Origin of the sequence: Pectobacterium atrosepticum, assembly GCA_019056595.1 — a bacterium.
GTDB lineage: Bacteria > Pseudomonadota > Gammaproteobacteria > Enterobacterales > Enterobacteriaceae > Pectobacterium > Pectobacterium atrosepticum.
In genome coordinates this window covers 2569885-2589401 of sequence record CP036163.1, presented here as the reverse complement: position 1 = coordinate 2589401, position 19517 = coordinate 2569885, and the positions used below count along the sequence as shown (strand labels likewise).

Below are 19517 nucleotides of genomic sequence, written 5' to 3'. Positions count from 1 at the left end.
GATTACAGCCCCATCGCCACAGCGAGGCAGACGGCAGCAACGATGATTGCACGTCGAATGAGCGCGGCGGCAAAGACCTGCTCGCAACCTGATTTGACCGGATAGATACCGGTTTTCATTAGTTCGGGTTTGTGTTCCAGGTATTGTGCTAACCCGGCCTTCGGGAACAAAGAACGATCAAGCCAGTAGCCGAGCACAGCCGCTAATGTGATGAGTGAGATTTTGTAGATGACAACGGGAAGCTGCTGCGGTGATACCAGACCGATGAGTACAAGTAACAGAACAGCGGTCAACTGCCAGCCTAGCAAGCGTTTAAAGCGTGTGATATGAAAGATTTTGTTGTTGAAAATGTTCATGAAACCACCTCGTTATGTGAGGTGGTCAGTATTCAATTATGCGGGGAGGTGAATAAGAGGAAGGGGTTCAGTGGGTTACAAGTCATTACCTAGCGATTTTGCCTGTAATGCTAGCAACTCTTTGTCATATTGCGGGGTAGTGTAAACAAGTATCCCTTCATCTTTGCCTGTCGATACGTTCTTGTTTCCTTGGATAAAAACCGTATTGTTATCAAATCTAACAAAAATTGAATCCCCCGTGACTGCGGCGCGATCCATTTCCTCAGCTGTAGAGGACGATGATGCTGGGCCATACTTCTTGGTTAACCCTTCGAGAACGGGGGTAGCGGAAGTATTTAAAGAAATGGCGAATCGTTGAAACTTTCCATTCAAAAAAATAGCCATAGCTAGTGTCGGTTGCCCTGAAAATATAAAGTCCTGGCACGCATAAGAGTCCATCCCAGGTGTATCACTTTTATATTTTTGAAGAGAGCATAATTTAGATGCTAAAACCGTTTCTACACTTGAGCCAAACTTCACATTTTTGTAGCCATCAGCAGCGAACGCTGTAGATGACATTACAGATAAGATAATACCCAGAGTTATGGTCTTTAATTTCATATTTCTCATTCCTTAGAAAACTAAAAAAGACTTTGCTGTGAATGTGTTACTGCATTTTTACTCTCGCGCACTAGTTCCCATGCGAAGCGGTCAGAAAAGCCGTACACGGGGCAAAGTTGCGTCATTGCCATATTACCCGAGGTGCCGCTCTCGCGCAGTGCGGCAAACTCAGAGAGAAAGCGCCGGTTACGCAACTCACGTAATGCACGGTCGCAGCGCGGAAGGTAAAGGACTTCGCCGCCGAATTTCTTAACTAGCATCGCGGCATTATCAACGCCGACCGTTTCGCGCAGTAGCTCGGCGCGATGCGCACCCAGCGCCCGCAGCCCTTTACCGATGGGGAAGGTTGTACCGCCGAACTTCTCAAGTAACTGAGCGGTCGCGGGGAAGCCGATAAGGTCAGCGATTTGCAAAACGACTTCGGGCAACAGCCTCGCGACACGCTCCAGTTCCATAATTATTCCTCGGCAGCTTTTTTGCGACGTTTGGCGTCAATAATCAACGCCTGCATGAGTTTGGTTAATTGCTGTATATCCAGCCAGTCAATATATCGTACACCAAACATGTTCTTCGCCATAGTCTCCGCATACTGCCACGGGCGCTGTGCATCAGCCAGTAGCGCCTCAATCTTGCTGAGTACGGTTTTTTTGCTAGCAGGAACGCTGGGTTTACGGCCGTGGCTTTTCGCTTTGCGCGGATAACCCTGCTGGTGCATGTACTCCTTTACCTTCTCCAGTTCTGTTATTGTGCAAAGGGTCGATGAGGATTTTCCCGTTATCCGGGCCAGCACGCTGCGGTATGTCGCATCGTCCCATCCGAGCGCGGATTGCCCCGCTTTGATTGCGCCAATCATGCGACGTTGCTGAATATTCATTTCTGTCGCTCCCCATCCAGTTGAGCGTGACCGGTCACACCAGTTAAATTCAACTGCCGAAAATCCCGCAAAAAAAAGCACGCAGACTCACCACGAAACAGACCGCCACAGCCTGCTGGCAGCGTCTCATTGCAACGCTCACAGGTTCCCAGCGCAGCTTCCTGCCGCATCAGTCGCTCGTTATCGCACAGTATCAGCAGAGAAACATAATCCGCCTTGCTGTAAGGTTCTCGCCCTGGGTTACGGCGCTGGCAGTTCTGCTCTAGCATCTGCAATTCACTATCGGATAACACCAGTTCCAACCGGTTCTTCCCGTACTCGCCAGCTTGCCTGGCACGCTGGCGGCGCTTACGCGCCACTGTTTGCCGTTTGGCTGTATTTGTCATGCATCACCGTCCTTACGCTGCGGAACGGGGCGGCGAAATAAATCAACAACGGAATAAAGAGGCTCGCCATCTTCCAGATCGTCATTTAGTCTCGCTACTTCATCATTCATCAAGCCCGCATCGCCGACACAGCACTCGCCAAAATACGCATTGCCATCTGGATCTGCGATTCCGCACATAAATACCGCTTGCCCCCGCAACTCTGCCAGTTGTGTGCGCAGTGATATCAATTCACGCGCCATTTCTCGCTGTTCGTCCACACTGGCAGGAACTGAACCAAAGCCAATCACTTCCAGCCGGATATCATTAACGGTTTTCATTCTGTCAGCGCCTCCAGCCGTTGCTCTGTAACGGCATCAATCCGGGCAGCCAAGCCGAGGCGCATCAGCCAGTCAGATAGCGTAAACAGCGCACCTGCTGGGGTTTCCATATCAGGAAACTCATCTAGGGCGATAATTGCACGCCAGTGTCCGCACAATTTTGTCAGCGTTAAATCTTGCTCAAGAACCTTACCATCCAGTGTGTGCCGCAGGGTTAACGCGATGATTTCATTGCCGCTATTACGCTCATATCGATTGATGAAGCAACCCACAGCCTGATTGCCAACATGACCGAGCGCCTGCTGGTCAGGGTTAGGGCTTTGCTTGCGTAGCTCAAGCAGCTCGTCACGACAATTAGCCAGCATATCCAGAAACCGATCACCTAAATCGGGGTTATGGGCAATAAAACCATCAAGCAAATGTAAATCAGCGCGAACATTATTCATGACACTCTCCAGAATTTTTTATGACGTTCAATGGCCTGTTTCATTTCCCGCTGTGTCGCAGGCTTGTAAATGCGATTACCGCGCGCGTCGTAAAACTCAAGGCGCGATTTTCCCGGTAACGCTGGACGCTCTTTTACCAGCGAGCCATCGTTAAAGTGGTAAAGGCGCTTGGCTCCGTTCTCCAGATATTCACAATTGTTAACGGTCGGCATGTCACACCTTCCCGATTCTTGCTGGTGTAACGACTCCCGAACCGTTAACCGCATGATGCAAATTGGCATTTTTACCGATGACATAACCCGCATAGCGTGCATCTTCGGTTCCCCGCGCTTTTTTAGCGTCTCTCATTTCTCCAGATTTAAGCCCGCCCCTCTGCTGTAACTTATGGTGGTATGCTGAAATCAACGTGGCTTCCGGGTCACTGACAACAAATGAATCAACTACTTGCCATACACCCAATACCCAGCCCTCGCAGAACGTGTCTGCGCGAGCAATTTTGGTACTCTGTTTAATGCTTTTGCGCAGACTGGTTGAAAACTCACGACGGGCTTTCATCATCTGACGCGATAAAACATCAAACGCATAGGCCGCAATTTGTGGGCGCTCATTCGGGCCGTAAAAAATAACGCTATTCTGGCGACCACCAAGAAAGTCACGTTTAAATGATAAATAGCTCCGCACACCAAACGCATTGCAAATAAGCTGCATCAACCCAGCCATGTATTTAGGCGTTTTCTGAGCTTTGGAAGGAGCCGTTTTACTGTCAGCTTCGTTAATTGCCATCAAATCAACGTCAGTTTCAGTTAAACCATGCTGGCGCATCATTGCCTGCGCTTGGCTCATGGCATTGGCGGCTTCATTAGTATTGGTACTCCGCCGCGCCAGATTCAGCAGTTTTTTAATTTTGTTGAGATATTTTTCGTTATTCATCATGATCCAGTTCCTGATTTTGGCGTAAGCCAGCCCTGGCGGGTTTACGCCATGTTTAAAGAAGTTTTAATTTCGGTTTAAATCAGCCTGCGGGTTTTAACGTATTAATCTTGACGAAATACGGTTCCAGATTAATTTCAACAATCGCACCACAATTAAAGTCACGCGCAATATCGACCGTTTTAACCATTCGACGTGGGCGCAGAGGGGGAGCGCGGTGAAAAAACGCCGCCCCCACTTTATGTTTTTTATTAAACTCGCCAGCGTTCACATCACACCCCTGCGATATCTAATGAAATAGGCTGATACTGGTCAGAGTCGCCGATCCGCTCATAGACGCGAATATAAGAACGGCTACCGACAACCTGCACCGCTTCGCCGATTGCATCCATCGCCCGATTCCAGCGTTCGTCTGCAATCTCAAGACGACGCAAGGCAAGTACCGCGCCGGTGTTAACCTCACCTGATTTCTCAGACTGAAACGCACGATTGATAATGGCATGAACCTCTGGACGTGCACCTTCTACCCAATCAGCCAGACACTCATCGATCAACGCTTTAGCGGCTTGTAGGCGCTCATCAAAATCAATGCGGTCTTGCATAGCCCGCTGAATCTTGTAACGGCCATCGTAGCTATACAGAGTGACATTACCTTTTTTTCCACCCAAGTTAACGCCGTACTCATCGCCTGATAGCGCCACGAACGCGGCGATATCAGCAAAGCCAGACAACTTAAACTCAGCCAGCGCTTTATTGACAGCCAACGCACGGCCAATGAGTTCCGCAACCAGCCCATCACGCGCGGTATCAATCGGTTTAATCAGATGCTCTGGCGTTAATACGCCCTTAGCATCAACCCAGTACCCCTCCGGGGCTGCGGTTTCGGTGAATTGTTTGTTTTTAATGGACATTGACTTTCCCCTTACGTGATTTAGATTTTTTTACTACGTCACTAACTTTTGCTAGTACGTGTCCTGTCAGACCTGCGGCCACCGTTTCAGCGGCTCGCTGCGCCAGTTCGCCATCACTAGGCTCACGCTCCACTTTGCAATCAACCACAAGCCCGCGTGACCGTTCACGCAAATACACAACGACTTTCGCCATCAACTACCTCCAGATAATGTGAGCGCCACGCCAGCGCGTCATTTTTACAATTTGCTGCACGCCGTTGCGTGTTTCAGTAATGTCCACGGCTCCGGCTTCCCATGCTTTAAACGGACGATCAACTTCAATAACAGGGCGTTTAAAATTTAAATTCACATTGACGACGTTAATACCAGACCGAATAAGCCGATTAATCGGGCGCATTAATTCGGGATTATTAATTGGCAATTTGCACATCATTAATACCTCGTTAATTAACTAATCAGCATTTCTGCAAATTTGCGTACCGCCCCCGCGCTAATCGCATTGCCGCTAATATCGCTATGACGACTGACACCGCGCACCAGCTTAAACAGGCGTCGGGCATTGCCACGACAGGCTTTAAACAGCGCACCCGCTATGTCGGCGTTCTGCGCATCAGGCAGCATATGGGTAGCGATAATGTTGATATCATCCTCCGGCAGCACATCACCGATGAACAGGGCAAAGCCGACGCGGCTATATAACTGTCGGTATTCGCCACGCTTGCCTTTCAGATTGATGATCAAGCGTGGCATTCCGGCTAATACCAGCCCGATCCCCGCTTTATCGTGAATACGACGCAGCGTTTCGAGGGCGCGGTAGGGCAGGTTTTCCGCCTCGTCGATCATCACAATACGACCCGACTCACGCAGCGCCGTAATGCACGCCTCGCTCAGTTCGTGCATATTGCCGCGCTTACTAAGACCGAGGCGGCTGCACAGTTCTTCCAATACCACACGGGCGGTATAGCCGGGGTCGGCTTCAATCAGGATCGCGTCACGATGACGGGCAGCGTATTCCCGTAACATCATGGTTTTACCCAGCCCGGCCTCGCCGTAAATTACATTGATGTCGCCGTCCAGGTGCGCCATGCGGATCACCTCAATACCGCGTGCCGACGTCATCGTTTTGACGTATTCCGCCGTAATGCGCTGGCCTTTGTCTTTTTCACTTTCACGCGCAATGAAACCGGCAATCAGTTCATTAATGCCGTCTACGTCACCAGCATACTTTCCCTGCAAATACTGGTTAATAACCGCAGGGCTTTTACCAATCGCCCGCGCGGCTTGCGCCTGTGACCAGCCCTTACGGGTAATCAGTTCGTTTAATTCAGCCTGTAAATTCATATCAACCTCTCTGTATTTACCGCTGCGCGGCTTTCTTTCTTAAATATTCGTCGCGGTCGGCTTGCAGGAAGAAATACGGTTCGTCTTCCGGCTCCGGTCGCTCTGCGGGGATAAAACTGCCAAAATCAAATGTCTCGCCAGGCAACGCCGGATTAAGCTCAGCGTTTATTTCCTCAGCTTTCTTGTTATTCAGCGCCATACGGCGGCTGTGACGGTCTTTGCGAACCTTCTCGATGTAATCGACAGGGAAAGCGGCGCGGGTGTTGCCGTTGACGATGGCCGTGCAGACCAGCGAACCATCCACGCAACGAACGGTTACGCTCGTTGCATCGTGAATATCAAACGCGACCAGCACTTCCTCGCCATCCACCTTTATCAACTCTTCAGCAAAATACTGATTGTTGAAAATGGATAACCAGCCGCGCTGCGCGGTGCGCTTGACTTGCGGCCGGAACATTTCGCGCAGCTCTGCCTCAGACAAGCGATCAATCTCAGCGTCAGCCAGCAGTGCGGCGCGGTATTCCGCAGGCGTGTAATGTCCGCCCGCTGCACGCAGTGGTAATTCGCTATGCCGGTGTTGCGTGTTATATGCCGTGACCTCATCCTCAATCGCATCAATCAACTGGTTCCAGCTTGGCAGCTTGGCAATCGCAGACTGTTGTACGGGATTGAGCGCCTTATTCTGATTCAGGGCATTCACCGCAGAGTCAATCGCGCGGCTGGTAATACGCGCGGTTTCTTTATCCGCCGATTTACCGTTATAGGTGGCGAACTTACGGGCGATACGTGCCGGAATTTCCCTATTCAGACGTTCGATGATACCGCGTGCCTGTGGGTTCCCTGGAATACCGGTAGGGTGTTCGATACCGAGGCGCGGCAGAATACCGGTGATATCCGCATCCAGCATTTTTCCAGTTTCGCCCGCCCCGTTATCGGAGTAGTAAAGCAGTGGCACACCGTGGCGTTCGATGCCGTGGCGCAGCGCATCGGCAACGGCAAGCGTGTTTTCTGACAGCGCCAGACTCCAGCCGACGACGTAGCGGGTACGACCATCAATCACCAGTGTTAACTCTGGCGTGAACGGGCGGCCGTGGTCAGGATGCTGAACTTTCATTTTCATGCTGTGACCGTCACCAATCCAGACACCATTAACAGGCATCACTGACCAGTCGCGTTTAACGTAGGTCTGTAATGCCGTCATGGCAGAGCCAGTGACACGGCCGCGCTGGCGCACGATGCGAGGCATCTTGTCTAATGCGCGATAAACAGCATGGACAGAAGGAACCGCATCACGCATCGCAGGCTGATCGGCATAGCGTTGATGCCACTCGGCACAGAACCCCTGATAAGCCTCTGCAACTGACGGGCCGTTCGGGTTGCGATAGTGCGCCATAAACATCGGCACCCACGAAAGCTGCTCTGGTTTCTTAGCTTTTTTATGACCGGGCGCTAAAAGGGCGAGGCGTTCCGCGCTGTTTTTCGCTCTCAGGTAGTCAACAACCCACTGATTCAACGCACGCACACTGACGCCGACACGCTGGCCGCGACGCGCATTAGCGAGATCAACATACCCGTGCAGGTGTGCAGGCAGATCGCCGGAGCGTGACCGGTCACAGATAAAGTTAATCGACTTGATACGCGATAAACCGGTATCTTCAAGACGCAGCACCTCAACAACCAGCACCATACGGGCATCAGCGATATCACGCTGTTTTTGCGTCATTTCTGCGGTTTTCTGGTCTAGTACCGCAGGGCATTGACGCACGATTTCAAGCAACTGACTGGATGACGCAGAAGTCTTCGCCACTGCCAGAGCTTTAACGGGCTGTTGTTGCAGCAAGGTGTTGTAGTAACGCTCACGCAAAGCGTTTTGCACGACCATCGGTAAGCCATCAAAATTAAATTCATAGGCAACACCTTTAATTCCACACTTTTGTCTAAAAACCCAATTCTCTTTTTTGGCCTTTCTAAGTACCGAACTGATAGCTGACGGAAGACCTGGAAGCCCTGCAATATCCTTTGCTGTTACCCAACTGCTTATCGACATCATTTCAATATCTCCCTGGCCAAATTTCTTGGGGAGTCATTCCAATAGCATCCGCGATAATCTTTTCAGCCTTTGGATAAGGTTTATCTAATGCATTTTTTAATGTGTAAGGAGACAAGTCGTGCTCACGCCCCAAGCCTGACAGAGACAAGTTTCTCTTGCGGAGAGCGGCGACTATGTCTGCCCTGTGCATGTTTACTCTTTTTTCACCTTTCATTTCATGCCATCCTTAAAAGTTAACCGACTAGCTAGCGCCTCAAGTAGCCATCTAGTTATGAAAAAGATACTTTCATTGCGTTGTCATTGCAATGGCTGCAACGAAATAAAATCACCTCTCCTTTGCTTGATTTTACATTTGACTGAATTTAAAGGTTATTTACTTTCGTTTCACAACCATCAATGCAACCAAATATGCAACCAAATAGGGTGTTTTGTGATGGCACTGAATGAATGGTTTTCAGCTAGTGAGCTTGCAGGACTTCCAGGGCTACCTGGGGATAAAAGTAGCGTTAACAGAAAAGCCAATAAGGAGGAGTGGAGAAAACGCCAGAAGAAGGGGGTCAAGGGCGTTGCGTTTGAGTTCCATATATCTTCATTGCCAATGGAAACACAAGAAGCTCTAGGGGTAGAGACGGCAGTCTTCGATGAAGGAGATATTGATATTGAAGCATTATCAAAAATTATCGAGTCTGTTGAACTTTTGCTGGCTAGCCGAACAAAAAAAATCCCCCCAGCAACTAAGGCAAAAGTTATTGCAATACTTTATAGAGCCTTTAAGTCAAGTAATTTCATAGACATAAAGCTAGTCAGAGAAACCGTTGATCTCGTTGCTTAATATTGAGGACATGTTATGAAGGACGACAAAATCGTACATATAGGAAAAAATAAGCGTTCCCTCGAAGATGAGCTCTTGGAGATAGCCCAGTTAATCAATGGGGAAGAAGCTAGTGATGATTCAAATATCGAAAAATCATATAGTTATATATCTGGTACAGGTAACGTTATCGGTAATGGGAACACCGTTAACAATGTTATCAATTTCAACAGCCCCGTGAAAAAACCGCGGGTGCAAGTGAAAACGGGTGACGGTGTTGTTGATGCCAATCAAAAACATCAAATAAAAACACTTATATATGAATGGGTTGAAACCCATAATGCTGTAAAAAAAACAGCAATAACACATAATGCAGCATGGATTCGGTTGAATAAAAGCATGAAAGTGAATAGCTATCATGAAATAAAATCAGATGATTTTTCTAAATCCATCAAATACCTACGTACACAGATAGGCATTTTACGCAATATGGCTTCAGCTCCACAAAAAGTTACTGATTGGAGAAAAGAGACAATAAAATCAATCCAAACAAGATGTTCCAAGAATGGATGGCAGGAGTGGCGAAAAAGCCATATGGCTAAAAAATTTCAAAAATCCTCAATGACAGAACTCACCGATAGTGAATTACAGCAGCTCTACCAAACAGTGTGGGGTAAAAGATAATATCCTATGCGGTGTTTTAATAATGCGTTAAACGCCGCTTAAACAGGATCAATCGGTGCTCGAAACTATGCAGTTTTAAATACAAAAAAGTCGACTTTTGCTCATTTTCTCCAGAGCTATGCAAAATCTCTGAAATCCCACGAAAGCCGCGTCATTCAAGGCGTCGCGCTATCCCAGACTCTCCCCCTTAGCTATGCAGAAATGATCACTCCCCCACATGACATCGGTGAAGACATCGCGTTGGTGCTGCCTGAACCGAAGCCGCAATGGCGTGGTAAAGCATTGACGCTGGGGGTGCGGCCGGAGCATATTCAGCTGGCGACGCGTGAAACCGGCGGTATACCGTTGCAGATCTCAACACTCGAACTGCTGGGCGCGGACAATTTAGCGCACGGTAAGTGGGGCGGGCAAAACGTGATTGCGCGGCTATCTTATGAGCACTGTCCCGCCATTGGCTCGACGCTCTGGCTGCATTTGCCGACGTCATCATGGCACCTGTTTGATTCGCAAAGCGGATTACGGATGGAATAATGGAAATAATCTGGCCTTACCCGACCATTGTCGCCCATCGTGGCGGCGGTTCACTGGCACCGGAAAACACGCTGGCGGCGATTGATGTCGGCGCCAGCCTCGGTCACAAGATGATCGAGTTTGACGCCAAGCTGTCGCAGGACGGCCAGATTTTCCTCTTACACGACGACACACTTGAGCGTACCAGCAACGGCTGGGGTATCGCGGGAGCGTTGCCGTGGGACAAACTGGTCGGGTTGGATGTCGGCGGCTGGTACGGTCATAAATTTGTCGGAGAACGTCTGCCGCTGCTATCGGAGGTGGCAAAACGCTGCGTGCAGTACGGCATGGCGGCCAATATCGAGATTAAACCCACCACTGGATATGAAACGGAAACCGGGCGCGTGATTGCGCTGGCAGCGCGTCAGCTATGGGCCGATCATCCGATCGCGCCGCTGCTATCCTCGTTCTCTATCGACGCTCTGGAAGCGGCACAGCAGGCCGCACCAGAACTGCCGCGTGGGCTGTTGCTGGATGAGTGGGAAGAGGAGTGGCTGGCGTTAACGCAGCGTCTGGGCTGTGTGTCCATCCATCTGAATCACAAACTGCTGACGGCAGAGCGCGTTGCGGAACTGAAAGCTGCGGGTTTACGCATTCTGGTTTATACCGTTAATCAACCTGATCGCGCGCAAACTTTGCTGGATTGGGGCGTTGACTGCATCTGTACTGACCGGATAGATTTAATCGGGGCACACTTCGCGACCGGCTGAGGTCTGCCTTTATACCCGTCATACTTCAAGCTGCTTGTGCGTTGGCTTCTCTTGCTCACCCCAGTCACTTACCTGAGTAAGCTCCTGGGGATTCACGCGATTGCCGCCTTCACGCAACTCGAATTATTTAGGGTATGCCCCGCATTATCTTTATTGCGGCGGACCTTCTTTCTGACTCGGTGCCGGTAATAAGGAAGTGGCTTCATGCCTGCATTTATTGTTTCGCTTTGGCACCAGATTTTTCTGTCGTTACCTCTCTTTGTTCTTATCGCGCTCGGCTATAGCCTGATTCGCTACGGTAAATGGCCGACCACCGTGACTGACGGCATGACGCGCTTTGTCTTCTCTGTCGCAATGCCCGCGATGCTGTTCCGCCTGATGTCGGATTTCTCCAAACGGCCAGTGGTGGATGCCCGGCTGCTGATCGCCTTTTTCGGCGGCTGCCTGCTGGTGTTTGTTCTCGGCCGCATTGTGGCGCGCAAAGTCTTTCATCTCGATGGTGTCTCCGGCTCGCTTTTCGCGCTGAGCGGTATCTTCTCCAACAACGTGATGCTGGGGCTGCCGATTGCCACGCTGATGCTGGGTGAAGAGGCGATTCCGTCCGTCGCGCTGGTCGTGGTGTTTAACGGGCTTATTCTGTGGACGCTGGTAACGGTGTCGGTGGAATGGGCGCGTAACGGGGCGTTGTCGCTACAGGGCTTTACCAAAACCGCGTTGGGCGTGCTGAAGAACCCGCTGATTATCGGCATTTTGTCCGGCACCGTCTTCAGCCTGACGGGCCTGCCGCTACCATCGTATGTTGACCAGCCGCTTGCCATGCTGGGGCAGATTGCCGCACCGCTGTCGCTGGTGGCGCTGGGGATGGGGCTGGCGGAATACCGCGTGCGTGATGGTTGGCAGATCAGCACGGCGATTTGCACCATCAAACTGCTGGTCCAGCCGCTGGTGATCTGGGGGATTGCTATCGCGCTTGGCCTGCCGGAAATGGAGACGCGTGCGGTCGTGCTACTGGGGTCGATGGCGGTGGGCGTCAACGTCTATCTGATGTCGCGCCAGTTCGACGTACTGGGTGGCCCGGTGGCGTCTAGTTTACTGCTATCAACGGCGATGGCGGCATTAACCACGCCGTTGATTTTGACACTGATGGGGGTGCGGTTATAGGCCGCACACCCATCAAGGGTTCTGTTGAATTGGCGGTGGTGGGGTAGTTCTCTGCGACCGCTGTAAATCCTTCTGTAGCTGCTGCTGACGTTGTTGCTGCAACTGCTGGTTACGCTGCTGGAGCTGCTGATTCAACTGTTGTTGCTGCAACTTCTGGCTCTGCTGCATATTCTGCTGCAACTGTTTCTGACTGCTGATGCCGCTTTCAAACTGCTGCTGAGGCGTAGGCGCTTGCGTTGCGTTGGCGCTCGCCAGAAGCGGCAGGCAGAACAGGGCAGCACAGGCTAATAATGTCTTAGGGTGTTTCATTAAACCTCCACACAGGCTGTATGCCTGCATCGTGTTTTCATCAGTACATTACCCTGACGTGTTTCCTTAAGTGTAATCGCTGCGAATGAAAACGTCGTGCGAAGTAAGCTGATGTTGATTACTTAAGCTCATTTTTAGGAGAAACACGGGGATGAGGTTCCCGCAGGGATACCTCGCCACGTGGTCGCTCCGTGTATCTCGTTTCTTAAACGATCGACATGAGTGCAGAATCATCCGCATTCCTGTGCGCCTTGCTTTTGGGCACGTGCTGGGAATGCGTTATACTGCGGCGGAATTTTTCTTCGTGGTTGACGCTATCTCATGTTCCATATCGCGCTCTATGAGCCTCAAATTGCACCGAACACCGGCAATATTATCCGACTGGTTGCCAACAACGGCTGTATGCTTCATTTGATTGAACCGCTGGGGTTTGATTTTGAAGAGAAGAAACTGCGCCGCGCAGGGTTGGATTACCACGATCTGGCGAACGTCAGTCGTCATAAAAACTATCAGGATTTTCTGGCTGCGGTTCCCGGAAAACGTATTTTCGCCTGTACCACCAAAGGCAGCCGCCCCTACGATCAGCCGACCTACCAGCCGGGCGATGTGTTGCTGTTTGGATCGGAAACATCCGGCCTGCCAGACGAGATTCGCAACGGCTTCGAGTCAGATTTCCGTATCCGCATTCCAATGCAGTCCGACAGCCGCAGCCTGAATCTGTCCAATGCGGTGGCAATCATCAGCTATGAAGCCTGGCGGCAAAATGGCTTCGGCGATTGCCTGTAGTTAGCTGTATGTAGTTATATGTAGCTACTCTGTTCTACTGCTGCGCGATGGTGATTTCTTTGACGGCGGATTCACCAAAAACACCACTTCCCCACGATAATACGGTGAAGTGGCAAGGCGCTGCTGCCACCGCTTTTCCCACTTGCCGTTTTGCACCAGCCCTAATCGGAAAGGAAGCGTTAGCTTCATCAAGGCGGGTAGATACTCGGCGTAGTTGGTAATGGTGCTGCGCCCCTGATAGGTCTGCACCACCACTTCATCCAGCTTGCCCTGTAAGCGGTTCAGCGTGGAGACATCACCGGTTTTAGACCAGTCGAGCAACCCTGTAATGCTGAGCTGACACTCTTCGGGTAAACGCTCGCGCAATTGCGTCAGAAATGCGACATAGCCTGCCAGTTGGTAGCTTTTCGCGTCAAAATCGATCTGAATCCCGACAACCTGATTACCGTGGCGTTGCCACTTTTCCCGTAACTTTAGCATTCGGTTCAGGTGACGATCGGAAAGCTCCAGCGTGGTCATGCGGAAAGCCAGCCAGACGCGGTTAACGCGCAGCTGGCTGGGCGGAATCCCCTGACGCAGGAAAACGACCTTGCCCTGACGGCGGGCGATTTCTCCCTGATGCAGATACAGAGTTTTTGCCTGATGCAGAATTGGCTGTGGCCGCACCGCTGCCCACAGCCAGAAATCCTGATAGCGTGTCGCATCGACGATGGGGAGTGCAGCGTTGACGGTTGAAGGTTCAGCGTTAACGGAAGTGGCCTGCGTACAGAACGAGAGCAGGCAGGCCAGCACCATTAGCGGCGTTACCAGTAATAATCGAGCTTTTCTGCCCACTCGCTGCCTTTGTATTTGGTCTTCAATTGGGTAAACCAGGCTTTGCGGGTTGCCTTGCTGATTTCCTGTGGTCCGCAGTCGTTATAGCCACTTGGCGCATAGCAGTAGACCGCGCGATACAGGGCATAGGTTTTGTCTTCCGGTGGCGCTTTGGGATCGGCGATCACTCGTACATAACCATCCAAACGGTTATATTCGGTGCCAACGAATTGCGCTGGCGCATTGGTTAACCCACTCAGCATGTTGCTTTCACCCCAGTCGAAGCCCACGCTGTTATTGGTGCGTAGGAAAAACTCGCCGAGGCAGTTAATCGCACGGGCATCATTGGGGTGTTGGCTCAGCGTCGTGACCACGTTTTCCAGCGCTGGACATTGGTAGCCTTCTTCGGTGTCGCTACCGTCCCAGTCAAATGCCGTCAAATCTTCCTGATTCCAACTCTGGTTTTCGCTGCTGACCAGCGGCGCGATGTCTTTTCTCAACTGAACATCTTTGAGATAGCTGGTGTAATCACCGTGGGTCAGCGATTTAGTTAACAGCGTATGCAGCGCGATAGCCCGTTCTTCATGGGTTTGTTGTGGACCCGTTTGCTGACGGAGCAGATCGGCGTTGGCGCTGGTTTTCAGCACCGCAGAACGAAAACGCAGATTTTTCACCGGACTGTCAGCGGCAAAGATGCGCTCTGGGTGTCCCGCTTTGGCCAGCGTTTCCGCTAGTGCCAACTGTAGGAACTGATTTTGGCTATATCCCATATTATGCGTTAACAACTGGCGCCAGTGCGCTTCAGCCTCATCCCAACGCTCCAGACGCACCAGCGCCCGACCGCGTAATACTTGCAGGCTGAAACGCACGGTATCTGTTAGGTCACCTGCCTGTATCGCGGGAACGCGGTTAACCACGGCGATGTAATCTTTTTGATCATAAAACAGCTGTGCTGCCTGAAGGTAGCTGAACGCTTCCTGCATATTGTCTTGCTCAAACAGCGGTTTCTGCGCGGTCAGCTCATCAGTGGATAATGCGGGTAATGCCATCCATCCCTCATCTGAACGCAAGCGCTTAAGATCTTGCACCATCGTCAACGGCGCGCTGCCCGGTGCGCTGGTGAACTGACGATTTTCCAGCAGCTTGTTGTCGATCTCGTCGCTCAACTCAAGGAGGGTTTCGACGTCGGAGGTGTTGTCCAACTCGTGTTGGTACGTTTTCGCTAAGGCATTCACATCGTCCATGATCCAGTAAGCGCGGCGGTATAACCCGTTAGCGGATTCGATGTATTGCCCGTCTGGATACTGTTTCAGATAGTCGCCAATATGCTGAATGGCCAGCTGTGCCGCGGCTTTATCGGCTTTACTGGCATCGAACATGTTGTATTCATCTAGCGCGTTTTCCATGGCTTTATTGATTGCCACGCGAATCAACATATAGCGTGAGGTTTCCGCGACCCATGGCTGCGGTGACGCCGTTAACGCCTGAAAGCCGCTTTCCGCCTCATCGAAGTGGCCTTGATAAAACGCCAGAACCGTAACCAGATACTGCTTGAGTGCACCAGCATGCCCCTCATCCGGCAAACTGGCGAGACCCGCTACCAGCGCCTCTTTCGCATAAAGCGCATTGAGGAGATTCACACGCTGATGTGCCAGCAACGTGCGCTGCTCATCGGTGAGCTGTGTGTCAGCCAGCAGGACGTCGAAAAATGCTTCCAGCGTGGAGAGCTCATTGGAAATATGCCGTCCTTCGTTATCGTCAGGCGAAAACGTGGAAATAGTGCCCTGAACGGGTAAAGGAAGATTGAGCCGCTTTGCTTTATTGAGCGTTGAAAGGTAAGGCGCATCTGCTGTGACATCTTCCCCCGACGGCGAAACCGCTTCCGTGGCCGCAATCCCCATGACCCGGTAGGCTGTGAAAGGGTCGATACGTGAACGCGTTTGGTCGGGTAAAGGATGGGGTAACGGAAGCGACATGCTGTGGAGACGGCTTTGCAGCAGCATCAGGTTAGCACGCGTGTCGTTGCCCGGCTGCAAATAGGGCAAGGCGGATACGCCACATTCTGAGTCGGAAAAGCCGCAAACTCCATCGCTGGAACTGAATGCCTGACTGCTCATTAACGCGGTCAGTACGCCAGCCAGCAGCGTTACTCCTTTCATGGTTAGTATCCTTCATTCAACACGGGTCTTGCCTGTTTTCGGCATGAGTGGGATCACTCTACGCAATCGCGTAAAAAACTCAATGCTGGGGAGATAAGCATTATGTGACAGGTGCCCGTGCGGGCACCTGAGAGGATGTTGCGGTAGGAACGATTTTGCCTGATTTACCGCTGATGTAACGGTAGCCAGATGATTAAGCGTAACCCGCCCAGTGGACTGTCCTCCGCTTTTACCCAGCCTTTGTGCTGCATAATGGCGGTTTCCACGATGGCGAGCCCTAAACCGCTTCCGCCGGATGCGCGGTCACGTGCTTCATCCGTACGGTAGAAGGGGCGGAAAATCTGTTCACGATCTTCCGGGCTAACGCCGGGGCCATCGTCATCCACTTTGATGGTGATGCCCTGATTATCCACCGAGAAAGCCACTTCGATGTGGTTGTGGGAATAACGTAGCGCGTTGCGCACGATATTTTCCAACGCACTGTCGAGTGAGGCAGGGTTGCCAAAGAGTGTCCACGGTCCCGGAGGATAAGGTACTTCCAGCGTTTTGCCCATTTGCTCGGCTTCAAAGGCGGCATCATCCAGCACATTGCCCCACAGTTCATCGGCACGCAGGAACTCACGGGTCAGCTCGTTCTTGTGTTGATTACGTGAGAGCACCAGCAGATCGTTAATCATGCTGTCGAGCCGCTGAGTTTCCATCTCAATGCGGTTCAGCTCATTGCCTTCACCCTGACGCCGACGCAGCAGTGCCGTCGCCAGCTGCAAGCGCGTCAGCGGCGTGCGCAGCTCATGAGAGATATCCGACAGCAGACGTTGCTGTGCGGTAACCATCCGTTCCAGCGCGCTGACCATCTGGTTAAAGCTGACGCCCGTAGCCAGAAACTCCTGCGGGCCGGACTCTAACTCAGGGTGTTGGCGTAAGTTTCCTTTGGCGACTTCGTCGGCAGCGTGTTTGAGCTTACGTGCGGGTTTCGCCAGGCTCCAGGCGAGCCAGAGCAACAGCGGTGAACTGATCAGCATGGTGAAGATCAGCAGCAGTAAAGGACGGTCAAATAGCAGACTAATGAAATCTGACTGCGGACTGCTGGCAGGACGAATCAGGTAAAGCTGGTAGTTGTCATCACCATCGCGGATTGCAAAAGGACCGAGAAGCTCAATGCGGCCGTAATTTTTCTTTTGCGGGTGGTCGGCGTTATCCGACAGCCCGATAAAATTACGCACAATCGGGGTTTCATGCTTTTCTGCGCCGAAAATTCGACCTTCGCTGGTGACCAGAAAAAGACGTTGCCCCGGAGGAGCCCACTTTTCCAGCACCCAGAACAGCCGCAACCACCAGCGCAGATCGTTAGCTGGTGTGTTGGCGAGGTCTGCTTCAATGTGCTGTTCCAGCATGATGCCCTGCCGCTGCTCGTTTTCCAGCAAGGCGGTAAGCTGGCGCGAGTCCAGCTTGGGCACCATCAGAACCAGCATAAGTACCAGCGCCAGCGTTAACCAAAAAATGGCAAAGATACGGGCAGTCAAACTATTGATCATGCAGCCGATACCATCAAATAGCCTCGTCCACGCAGCGTTTTAAACCAGGGTAAGCCATCCTTACGTTCTGGCAATTTACGCCGCAGGTTCGAGATATGCATGTCAATCGCACGGTCAAACGGCGTCAGTCGTTTCCCCAGTACTTCCTGACTTAAATGTTCGCGCGAAACCACCTGTCCCAGCCGCTGTGCCAGCAGATAGAGCAGCGTGAACTCCGTGCCTGTCAGGTCCAACACGATATCGTCAAAGCTGGCTTCCTGCCGTCCGGGGTTCAGACGCAGGCCATCGACTTCCAGCGTCGGCGCGCTGTTATCACCTGCCTGCTGTTGATCGGTCCAATTGGATCGGCGGAGAATCGCGCGAATCCGCGCCACCAGCTCCCTGTCGTTAAAAGGCTTCGGCAGATAATCATCTGCACCCAGTTCCAGACCAAGAACGCGGTCCAGTTCACTGCCGCGGGCGGTCAACATGATGACCGGCGTTTGATGCTGCTGTCGTAGTTCTTTTAATGTATCGATACCGTTTTTCTTCGGCATCATCACATCCAGTAATAACAGGTCAATGGTGTTATCTACTATCTGTAACGCCTGCTCGCCGTCGTAGGCGACAACGACGTTAAAACCTTCCATTTCGAGCAATTCTTTCAATAAAGATGTCAGCTCTCTATCGTCATCAACCAGCAGAATTTTATTCATGTTTTCTCTACCTCCAAGGGCAAAATACGACATAGATTAGCGCTATTCCATGACTTTACGTAGTTTTACATCCTCTGACGCATGTTTGCAGCAAGATGCGTAGACTCATGCTCATTGATTCACAAAATGACGTACCGCTCTGGAGAGTTATTGATGCAACAGTTCGCAACCTTATCTCTTGCTTCACTGCTTATGTTAGGCACTTTTACCGCCTTTGCAGCAGAAAATGGAGACGCCCCAGCGAGCGGCTGGCATATCGATGATTCCGCCACAAAGGGCGCATCAGGCCAGCAAGGTATGTTCGATGGCGTGAGGCTGACTGAGCAACAGCGCCAGCAAATGCGCGATTTGATGCACCAGAGTCGTCAGGACAAGCCAGCGTTTAACACCGAAGATGTTAAAGCCATGCATAAGCTAGTGACGGCGGAAACGTTTGATGAAGCAGCGGTGCGAGCGCAGATAACCCGAATGATGAGTGTGCAGATTGAGCGTCAGATTCAGATGACCCGAGTGCGCAACCAAATGTATAACCTGCTGACGCCAGCGCAGAAAGAGATCTTAGAGCTGAAGCATAAGCAACGCATGAAAGAGATGCAGCAACAGATATCCATGTTTAACCAGATGGTTGCGCCGTCATCAGGAACGACAAACCATACTGAGACAGATAGTCCCGAGTAGTAGTGCGAGTGTAGTAAGTCGTAACGTAGTGCAGTCCGAGTAGTAATGTGTAGTAGGTACACACCCTGTTTTTCCTTGCCATAGACACCATCCCTGTCTTTTCGCCCTCCATGATGGAGGGCTTTTTTTTATCTAAAATTCGGCACGAAAAAAGACAGCGTAAGGGAGTGGTAACGCGTAGAATATGAGCATCAAAAATGATGCTCATGAATGTTCCCTGACCTGTCTTCAGGCTTTTGGCGACATCCTCATAAAAGCACGCAGAAACACCGTTGGCCGCTCGCCATTACATGGCGATGACATACTTTCCCTGTACCATTGCTTCACCGCGTTAGCCTCTGCCATGACAGTGGGCGGCGCATTCTTTTATTTTAACTTTTGATATCAATACC

28 protein-coding genes and 1 pseudogene are annotated in these 19517 nt (G+C 51.3%); 8 read left to right on the top strand and 21 right to left on the bottom strand.

Going from position 1 to position 19517, the window contains the following annotated elements; translation table 11 throughout:
* Positions 1–2: 2 nt before the first annotated feature.
* The 16 genes from DCX48_12400 to DCX48_12325 all read right to left on the bottom strand — a co-directional run bounded on the left by DCX48_12400 (position 3) and on the right by DCX48_12325 (position 8428).
* Entirely contained in the window at positions 3–356 is a 354-nt protein-coding gene (locus DCX48_12400; GenBank protein ID QXE15244.1) for a hypothetical protein, read from the bottom strand.
* 75 nt (positions 357–431) lie between these two features.
* On the bottom strand, positions 432–956 hold the full coding sequence (locus tag DCX48_12395) for a hypothetical protein (protein QXE15243.1): 525 nt from the start codon (positions 954–956) through the stop codon (positions 432–434).
* A 20-nt stretch (positions 957–976) separates the two neighbouring features.
* Positions 977–1411, bottom strand: a complete 435-nt coding sequence (locus DCX48_12390) for a hypothetical protein (protein ID QXE15242.1) — start codon at positions 1409–1411, stop codon at positions 977–979.
* Positions 1412–1413: 2 nt separating this feature from the next.
* Positions 1414–1830 (bottom strand): regulatory protein GemA, encoded by a 417-nt coding sequence (locus tag DCX48_12385; protein QXE15241.1) that lies wholly within the window; start codon positions 1828–1830, stop codon positions 1414–1416.
* A complete protein-coding gene (locus DCX48_12380) occupies positions 1827–2216 on the bottom strand; it encodes a hypothetical protein (protein ID QXE15240.1) in 390 nt (129 codons plus the stop codon). Before DCX48_12380 ends, DCX48_12385 begins: the two co-directional genes overlap by 4 nt.
* The gene (locus DCX48_12375) at positions 2213–2536 is read right to left on the bottom strand and encodes a hypothetical protein (GenBank protein ID QXE15239.1); all 324 of its coding nucleotides are present in this window, start codon (positions 2534–2536) and stop codon (positions 2213–2215) included. The genes DCX48_12380 and DCX48_12375 overlap by 4 nt, the downstream gene beginning before the upstream one ends.
* Positions 2533–2982, bottom strand: a complete 450-nt coding sequence (locus DCX48_12370) for a hypothetical protein (protein QXE15238.1) — start codon at positions 2980–2982, stop codon at positions 2533–2535. The genes DCX48_12375 and DCX48_12370 overlap by 4 nt, the downstream gene beginning before the upstream one ends.
* Positions 2979–3194 carry a hypothetical protein gene (locus DCX48_12365; protein ID QXE15237.1) on the bottom strand — a complete coding sequence of 72 codons (216 nt, stop codon included), beginning with the start codon at positions 3192–3194 and terminating at the stop codon, positions 2979–2981. Before DCX48_12365 ends, DCX48_12370 begins: the two co-directional genes overlap by 4 nt.
* A gap of 1 nt (position 3195) precedes the next feature.
* Positions 3196–3912, bottom strand: a complete 717-nt coding sequence (locus tag DCX48_12360; GenBank protein ID QXE17230.1) for a DUF2786 domain-containing protein — start codon at positions 3910–3912, stop codon at positions 3196–3198.
* Between the two features lie 82 nt (positions 3913–3994).
* A complete protein-coding gene (locus tag DCX48_12355) occupies positions 3995–4183 on the bottom strand; it encodes a hypothetical protein (protein QXE15236.1) in 189 nt (62 codons plus the stop codon).
* Between the two features lies 1 nt (position 4184).
* The gene (locus DCX48_12350; protein ID QXE15235.1) at positions 4185–4823 is read right to left on the bottom strand and encodes a DUF3164 family protein; all 639 of its coding nucleotides are present in this window, start codon (positions 4821–4823) and stop codon (positions 4185–4187) included.
* Positions 4813–5016 (bottom strand): hypothetical protein, encoded by a 204-nt coding sequence (locus tag DCX48_12345; GenBank protein ID QXE15234.1) that lies wholly within the window; start codon positions 5014–5016, stop codon positions 4813–4815. The genes DCX48_12350 and DCX48_12345 overlap by 11 nt, the downstream gene beginning before the upstream one ends.
* A gap of 3 nt (positions 5017–5019) precedes the next feature.
* Positions 5020–5253, bottom strand: a complete 234-nt coding sequence (locus tag DCX48_12340; GenBank protein QXE17229.1) for a hypothetical protein — start codon at positions 5251–5253, stop codon at positions 5020–5022.
* A 17-nt stretch (positions 5254–5270) separates the two neighbouring features.
* A complete protein-coding gene (locus DCX48_12335) occupies positions 5271–6164 on the bottom strand; it encodes an ATPase (GenBank protein QXE15233.1) in 894 nt (297 codons plus the stop codon).
* Between the two features lie 16 nt (positions 6165–6180).
* A complete protein-coding gene (locus DCX48_12330; GenBank protein ID QXE15232.1) occupies positions 6181–8214 on the bottom strand; it encodes a transposase in 2034 nt (677 codons plus the stop codon).
* A gap of 1 nt (position 8215) precedes the next feature.
* On the bottom strand, positions 8216–8428 hold the full coding sequence (locus DCX48_12325; GenBank protein ID QXE15231.1) for a transcriptional regulator: 213 nt from the start codon (positions 8426–8428) through the stop codon (positions 8216–8218).
* 3 nt (positions 8429–8431) lie between these two features.
* Between DCX48_12325 and DCX48_12320 the strand changes: the two genes are divergently transcribed.
* From DCX48_12320 to DCX48_12300, 5 genes and pseudogenes are all read left to right on the top strand, one after another.
* Complete coding sequence (locus DCX48_12320) at positions 8432–9046, top strand: hypothetical protein (protein QXE15230.1); 615 nt, start codon at positions 8432–8434, stop codon at positions 9044–9046.
* Positions 9047–9061: 15 nt separating this feature from the next.
* Positions 9062–9709: a hypothetical protein gene (locus DCX48_12315; protein ID QXE15229.1), complete on the top strand. Its 648-nt coding sequence runs from the start codon at positions 9062–9064 to the stop codon at positions 9707–9709.
* Positions 9710–9928: 219 nt separating this feature from the next.
* Positions 9929–10240, top strand: a pseudogene (locus tag DCX48_12310) (TOBE domain-containing protein).
* On the top strand, positions 10240–10989 hold the full coding sequence (gene ugpQ / locus DCX48_12305; protein QXE15228.1) for a glycerophosphodiester phosphodiesterase: 750 nt from the start codon (positions 10240–10242) through the stop codon (positions 10987–10989). Before DCX48_12310 ends, ugpQ begins: the two are co-directional and overlap by 1 nt.
* A 204-nt stretch (positions 10990–11193) precedes the next feature.
* Complete coding sequence (locus DCX48_12300; GenBank protein ID QXE15227.1) at positions 11194–12150, top strand: AEC family transporter; 957 nt, start codon at positions 11194–11196, stop codon at positions 12148–12150.
* Between the two features lie 12 nt (positions 12151–12162).
* On the opposite strand, the gene DCX48_12295 is transcribed toward DCX48_12300, so the two are convergent.
* The gene (locus DCX48_12295) at positions 12163–12459 is read right to left on the bottom strand and encodes a hypothetical protein (GenBank protein ID QXE15226.1); all 297 of its coding nucleotides are present in this window, start codon (positions 12457–12459) and stop codon (positions 12163–12165) included.
* 321 nt (positions 12460–12780) lie between these two features.
* Between DCX48_12295 and DCX48_12290 the strand changes: the two genes are divergently transcribed.
* Positions 12781–13245, top strand: a complete 465-nt coding sequence (locus DCX48_12290) for a tRNA (cytidine(34)-2'-O)-methyltransferase (GenBank protein QXE15225.1) — start codon at positions 12781–12783, stop codon at positions 13243–13245.
* A 24-nt stretch (positions 13246–13269) separates the two neighbouring features.
* On the opposite strand, the gene DCX48_12285 is transcribed toward DCX48_12290, so the two are convergent.
* From DCX48_12285 to cpxR, 4 genes are all read right to left on the bottom strand, one after another.
* Positions 13270–14079 carry a DUF3142 domain-containing protein gene (locus DCX48_12285; protein ID QXE15224.1) on the bottom strand — a complete coding sequence of 270 codons (810 nt, stop codon included), beginning with the start codon at positions 14077–14079 and terminating at the stop codon, positions 13270–13272.
* A complete protein-coding gene (locus DCX48_12280; protein ID QXE15223.1) occupies positions 14049–16217 on the bottom strand; it encodes a hypothetical protein in 2169 nt (722 codons plus the stop codon). Before DCX48_12280 ends, DCX48_12285 begins: the two co-directional genes overlap by 31 nt.
* Positions 16218–16381: 164 nt before the next feature.
* A complete protein-coding gene (gene cpxA, locus DCX48_12275; GenBank protein ID QXE15222.1) occupies positions 16382–17752 on the bottom strand; it encodes an envelope stress sensor histidine kinase CpxA in 1371 nt (456 codons plus the stop codon).
* Positions 17749–18447 carry an envelope stress response regulator transcription factor CpxR gene (gene cpxR, locus DCX48_12270; protein ID QXE15221.1) on the bottom strand — a complete coding sequence of 233 codons (699 nt, stop codon included), beginning with the start codon at positions 18445–18447 and terminating at the stop codon, positions 17749–17751. Before cpxR ends, cpxA begins: the two co-directional genes overlap by 4 nt.
* 153 nt (positions 18448–18600) lie before the next feature.
* On the opposite strand from cpxR, the gene DCX48_12265 reads away from it, so the two are divergent.
* The gene (locus tag DCX48_12265; protein ID QXE15220.1) at positions 18601–19125 is read left to right on the top strand and encodes a periplasmic heavy metal sensor; all 525 of its coding nucleotides are present in this window, start codon (positions 18601–18603) and stop codon (positions 19123–19125) included.
* 184 nt (positions 19126–19309) lie between these two features.
* On the top strand, positions 19310–19507 hold the full coding sequence (locus DCX48_12260) for a hypothetical protein (protein ID QXE15219.1): 198 nt from the start codon (positions 19310–19312) through the stop codon (positions 19505–19507).
* Positions 19508–19517 lie beyond the last annotated feature (10 nt).

Bases quoted from the DNA above. Each gene is read 5' to 3' on its own strand.
- DCX48_12400 (QXE15244.1), bottom strand. From the start codon at position 356: ATGAACATTTTCAACAACAAAATCTTTCATATCACACGCTTTAAACGC.
- DCX48_12395 (QXE15243.1), bottom strand. From the start codon at position 956: ATGAAATTAAAGACCATAACTCTGGGTATTATCTTATCTGTAATGTCA.
- DCX48_12390 (QXE15242.1), bottom strand. From the start codon at position 1,411: ATGGAACTGGAGCGTGTCGCGAGGCTGTTGCCCGAAGTCGTTTTGCAA.
- DCX48_12385 (QXE15241.1), bottom strand. From the start codon at position 1,830: ATGAATATTCAGCAACGTCGCATGATTGGCGCAATCAAAGCGGGGCAA.
- DCX48_12380 (QXE15240.1), bottom strand. From the start codon at position 2,216: ATGACAAATACAGCCAAACGGCAAACAGTGGCGCGTAAGCGCCGCCAG.
- DCX48_12375 (QXE15239.1), bottom strand. From the start codon at position 2,536: ATGAAAACCGTTAATGATATCCGGCTGGAAGTGATTGGCTTTGGTTCA.
- DCX48_12370 (QXE15238.1), bottom strand. From the start codon at position 2,982: ATGAATAATGTTCGCGCTGATTTACATTTGCTTGATGGTTTTATTGCC.
- DCX48_12365 (QXE15237.1), bottom strand. From the start codon at position 3,194: ATGCCGACCGTTAACAATTGTGAATATCTGGAGAACGGAGCCAAGCGC.
- DCX48_12360 (QXE17230.1), bottom strand. From the start codon at position 3,912: ATGAATAACGAAAAATATCTCAACAAAATTAAAAAACTGCTGAATCTG.
- DCX48_12350 (QXE15235.1), bottom strand. From the start codon at position 4,823: ATGTCCATTAAAAACAAACAATTCACCGAAACCGCAGCCCCGGAGGGG.
- DCX48_12345 (QXE15234.1), bottom strand. From the start codon at position 5,016: ATGGCGAAAGTCGTTGTGTATTTGCGTGAACGGTCACGCGGGCTTGTG.
- DCX48_12340 (QXE17229.1), bottom strand. From the start codon at position 5,253: ATGTGCAAATTGCCAATTAATAATCCCGAATTAATGCGCCCGATTAAT.
- DCX48_12335 (QXE15233.1), bottom strand. From the start codon at position 6,164: ATGAATTTACAGGCTGAATTAAACGAACTGATTACCCGTAAGGGCTGG.
- DCX48_12330 (QXE15232.1), bottom strand. From the start codon at position 8,214: ATGATGTCGATAAGCAGTTGGGTAACAGCAAAGGATATTGCAGGGCTT.
- DCX48_12325 (QXE15231.1), bottom strand. From the start codon at position 8,428: ATGAAAGGTGAAAAAAGAGTAAACATGCACAGGGCAGACATAGTCGCC.
- DCX48_12320 (QXE15230.1), top strand. From the start codon at position 8,432: ATGCCATCCTTAAAAGTTAACCGACTAGCTAGCGCCTCAAGTAGCCAT.
- DCX48_12315 (QXE15229.1), top strand. From the start codon at position 9,062: ATGAAGGACGACAAAATCGTACATATAGGAAAAAATAAGCGTTCCCTC.
- ugpQ (QXE15228.1), top strand. From the start codon at position 10,240: ATGGAAATAATCTGGCCTTACCCGACCATTGTCGCCCATCGTGGCGGC.
- DCX48_12300 (QXE15227.1), top strand. From the start codon at position 11,194: ATGCCTGCATTTATTGTTTCGCTTTGGCACCAGATTTTTCTGTCGTTA.
- DCX48_12295 (QXE15226.1), bottom strand. From the start codon at position 12,459: ATGAAACACCCTAAGACATTATTAGCCTGTGCTGCCCTGTTCTGCCTG.
- DCX48_12290 (QXE15225.1), top strand. From the start codon at position 12,781: ATGTTCCATATCGCGCTCTATGAGCCTCAAATTGCACCGAACACCGGC.
- DCX48_12280 (QXE15223.1), bottom strand. From the start codon at position 16,217: ATGAAAGGAGTAACGCTGCTGGCTGGCGTACTGACCGCGTTAATGAGC.
- cpxA (QXE15222.1), bottom strand. From the start codon at position 17,752: ATGATCAATAGTTTGACTGCCCGTATCTTTGCCATTTTTTGGTTAACG.
- cpxR (QXE15221.1), bottom strand. From the start codon at position 18,447: ATGAATAAAATTCTGCTGGTTGATGACGATAGAGAGCTGACATCTTTA.
- DCX48_12265 (QXE15220.1), top strand. From the start codon at position 18,601: ATGCAACAGTTCGCAACCTTATCTCTTGCTTCACTGCTTATGTTAGGC.
- DCX48_12260 (QXE15219.1), top strand. From the start codon at position 19,310: ATGAGCATCAAAAATGATGCTCATGAATGTTCCCTGACCTGTCTTCAG.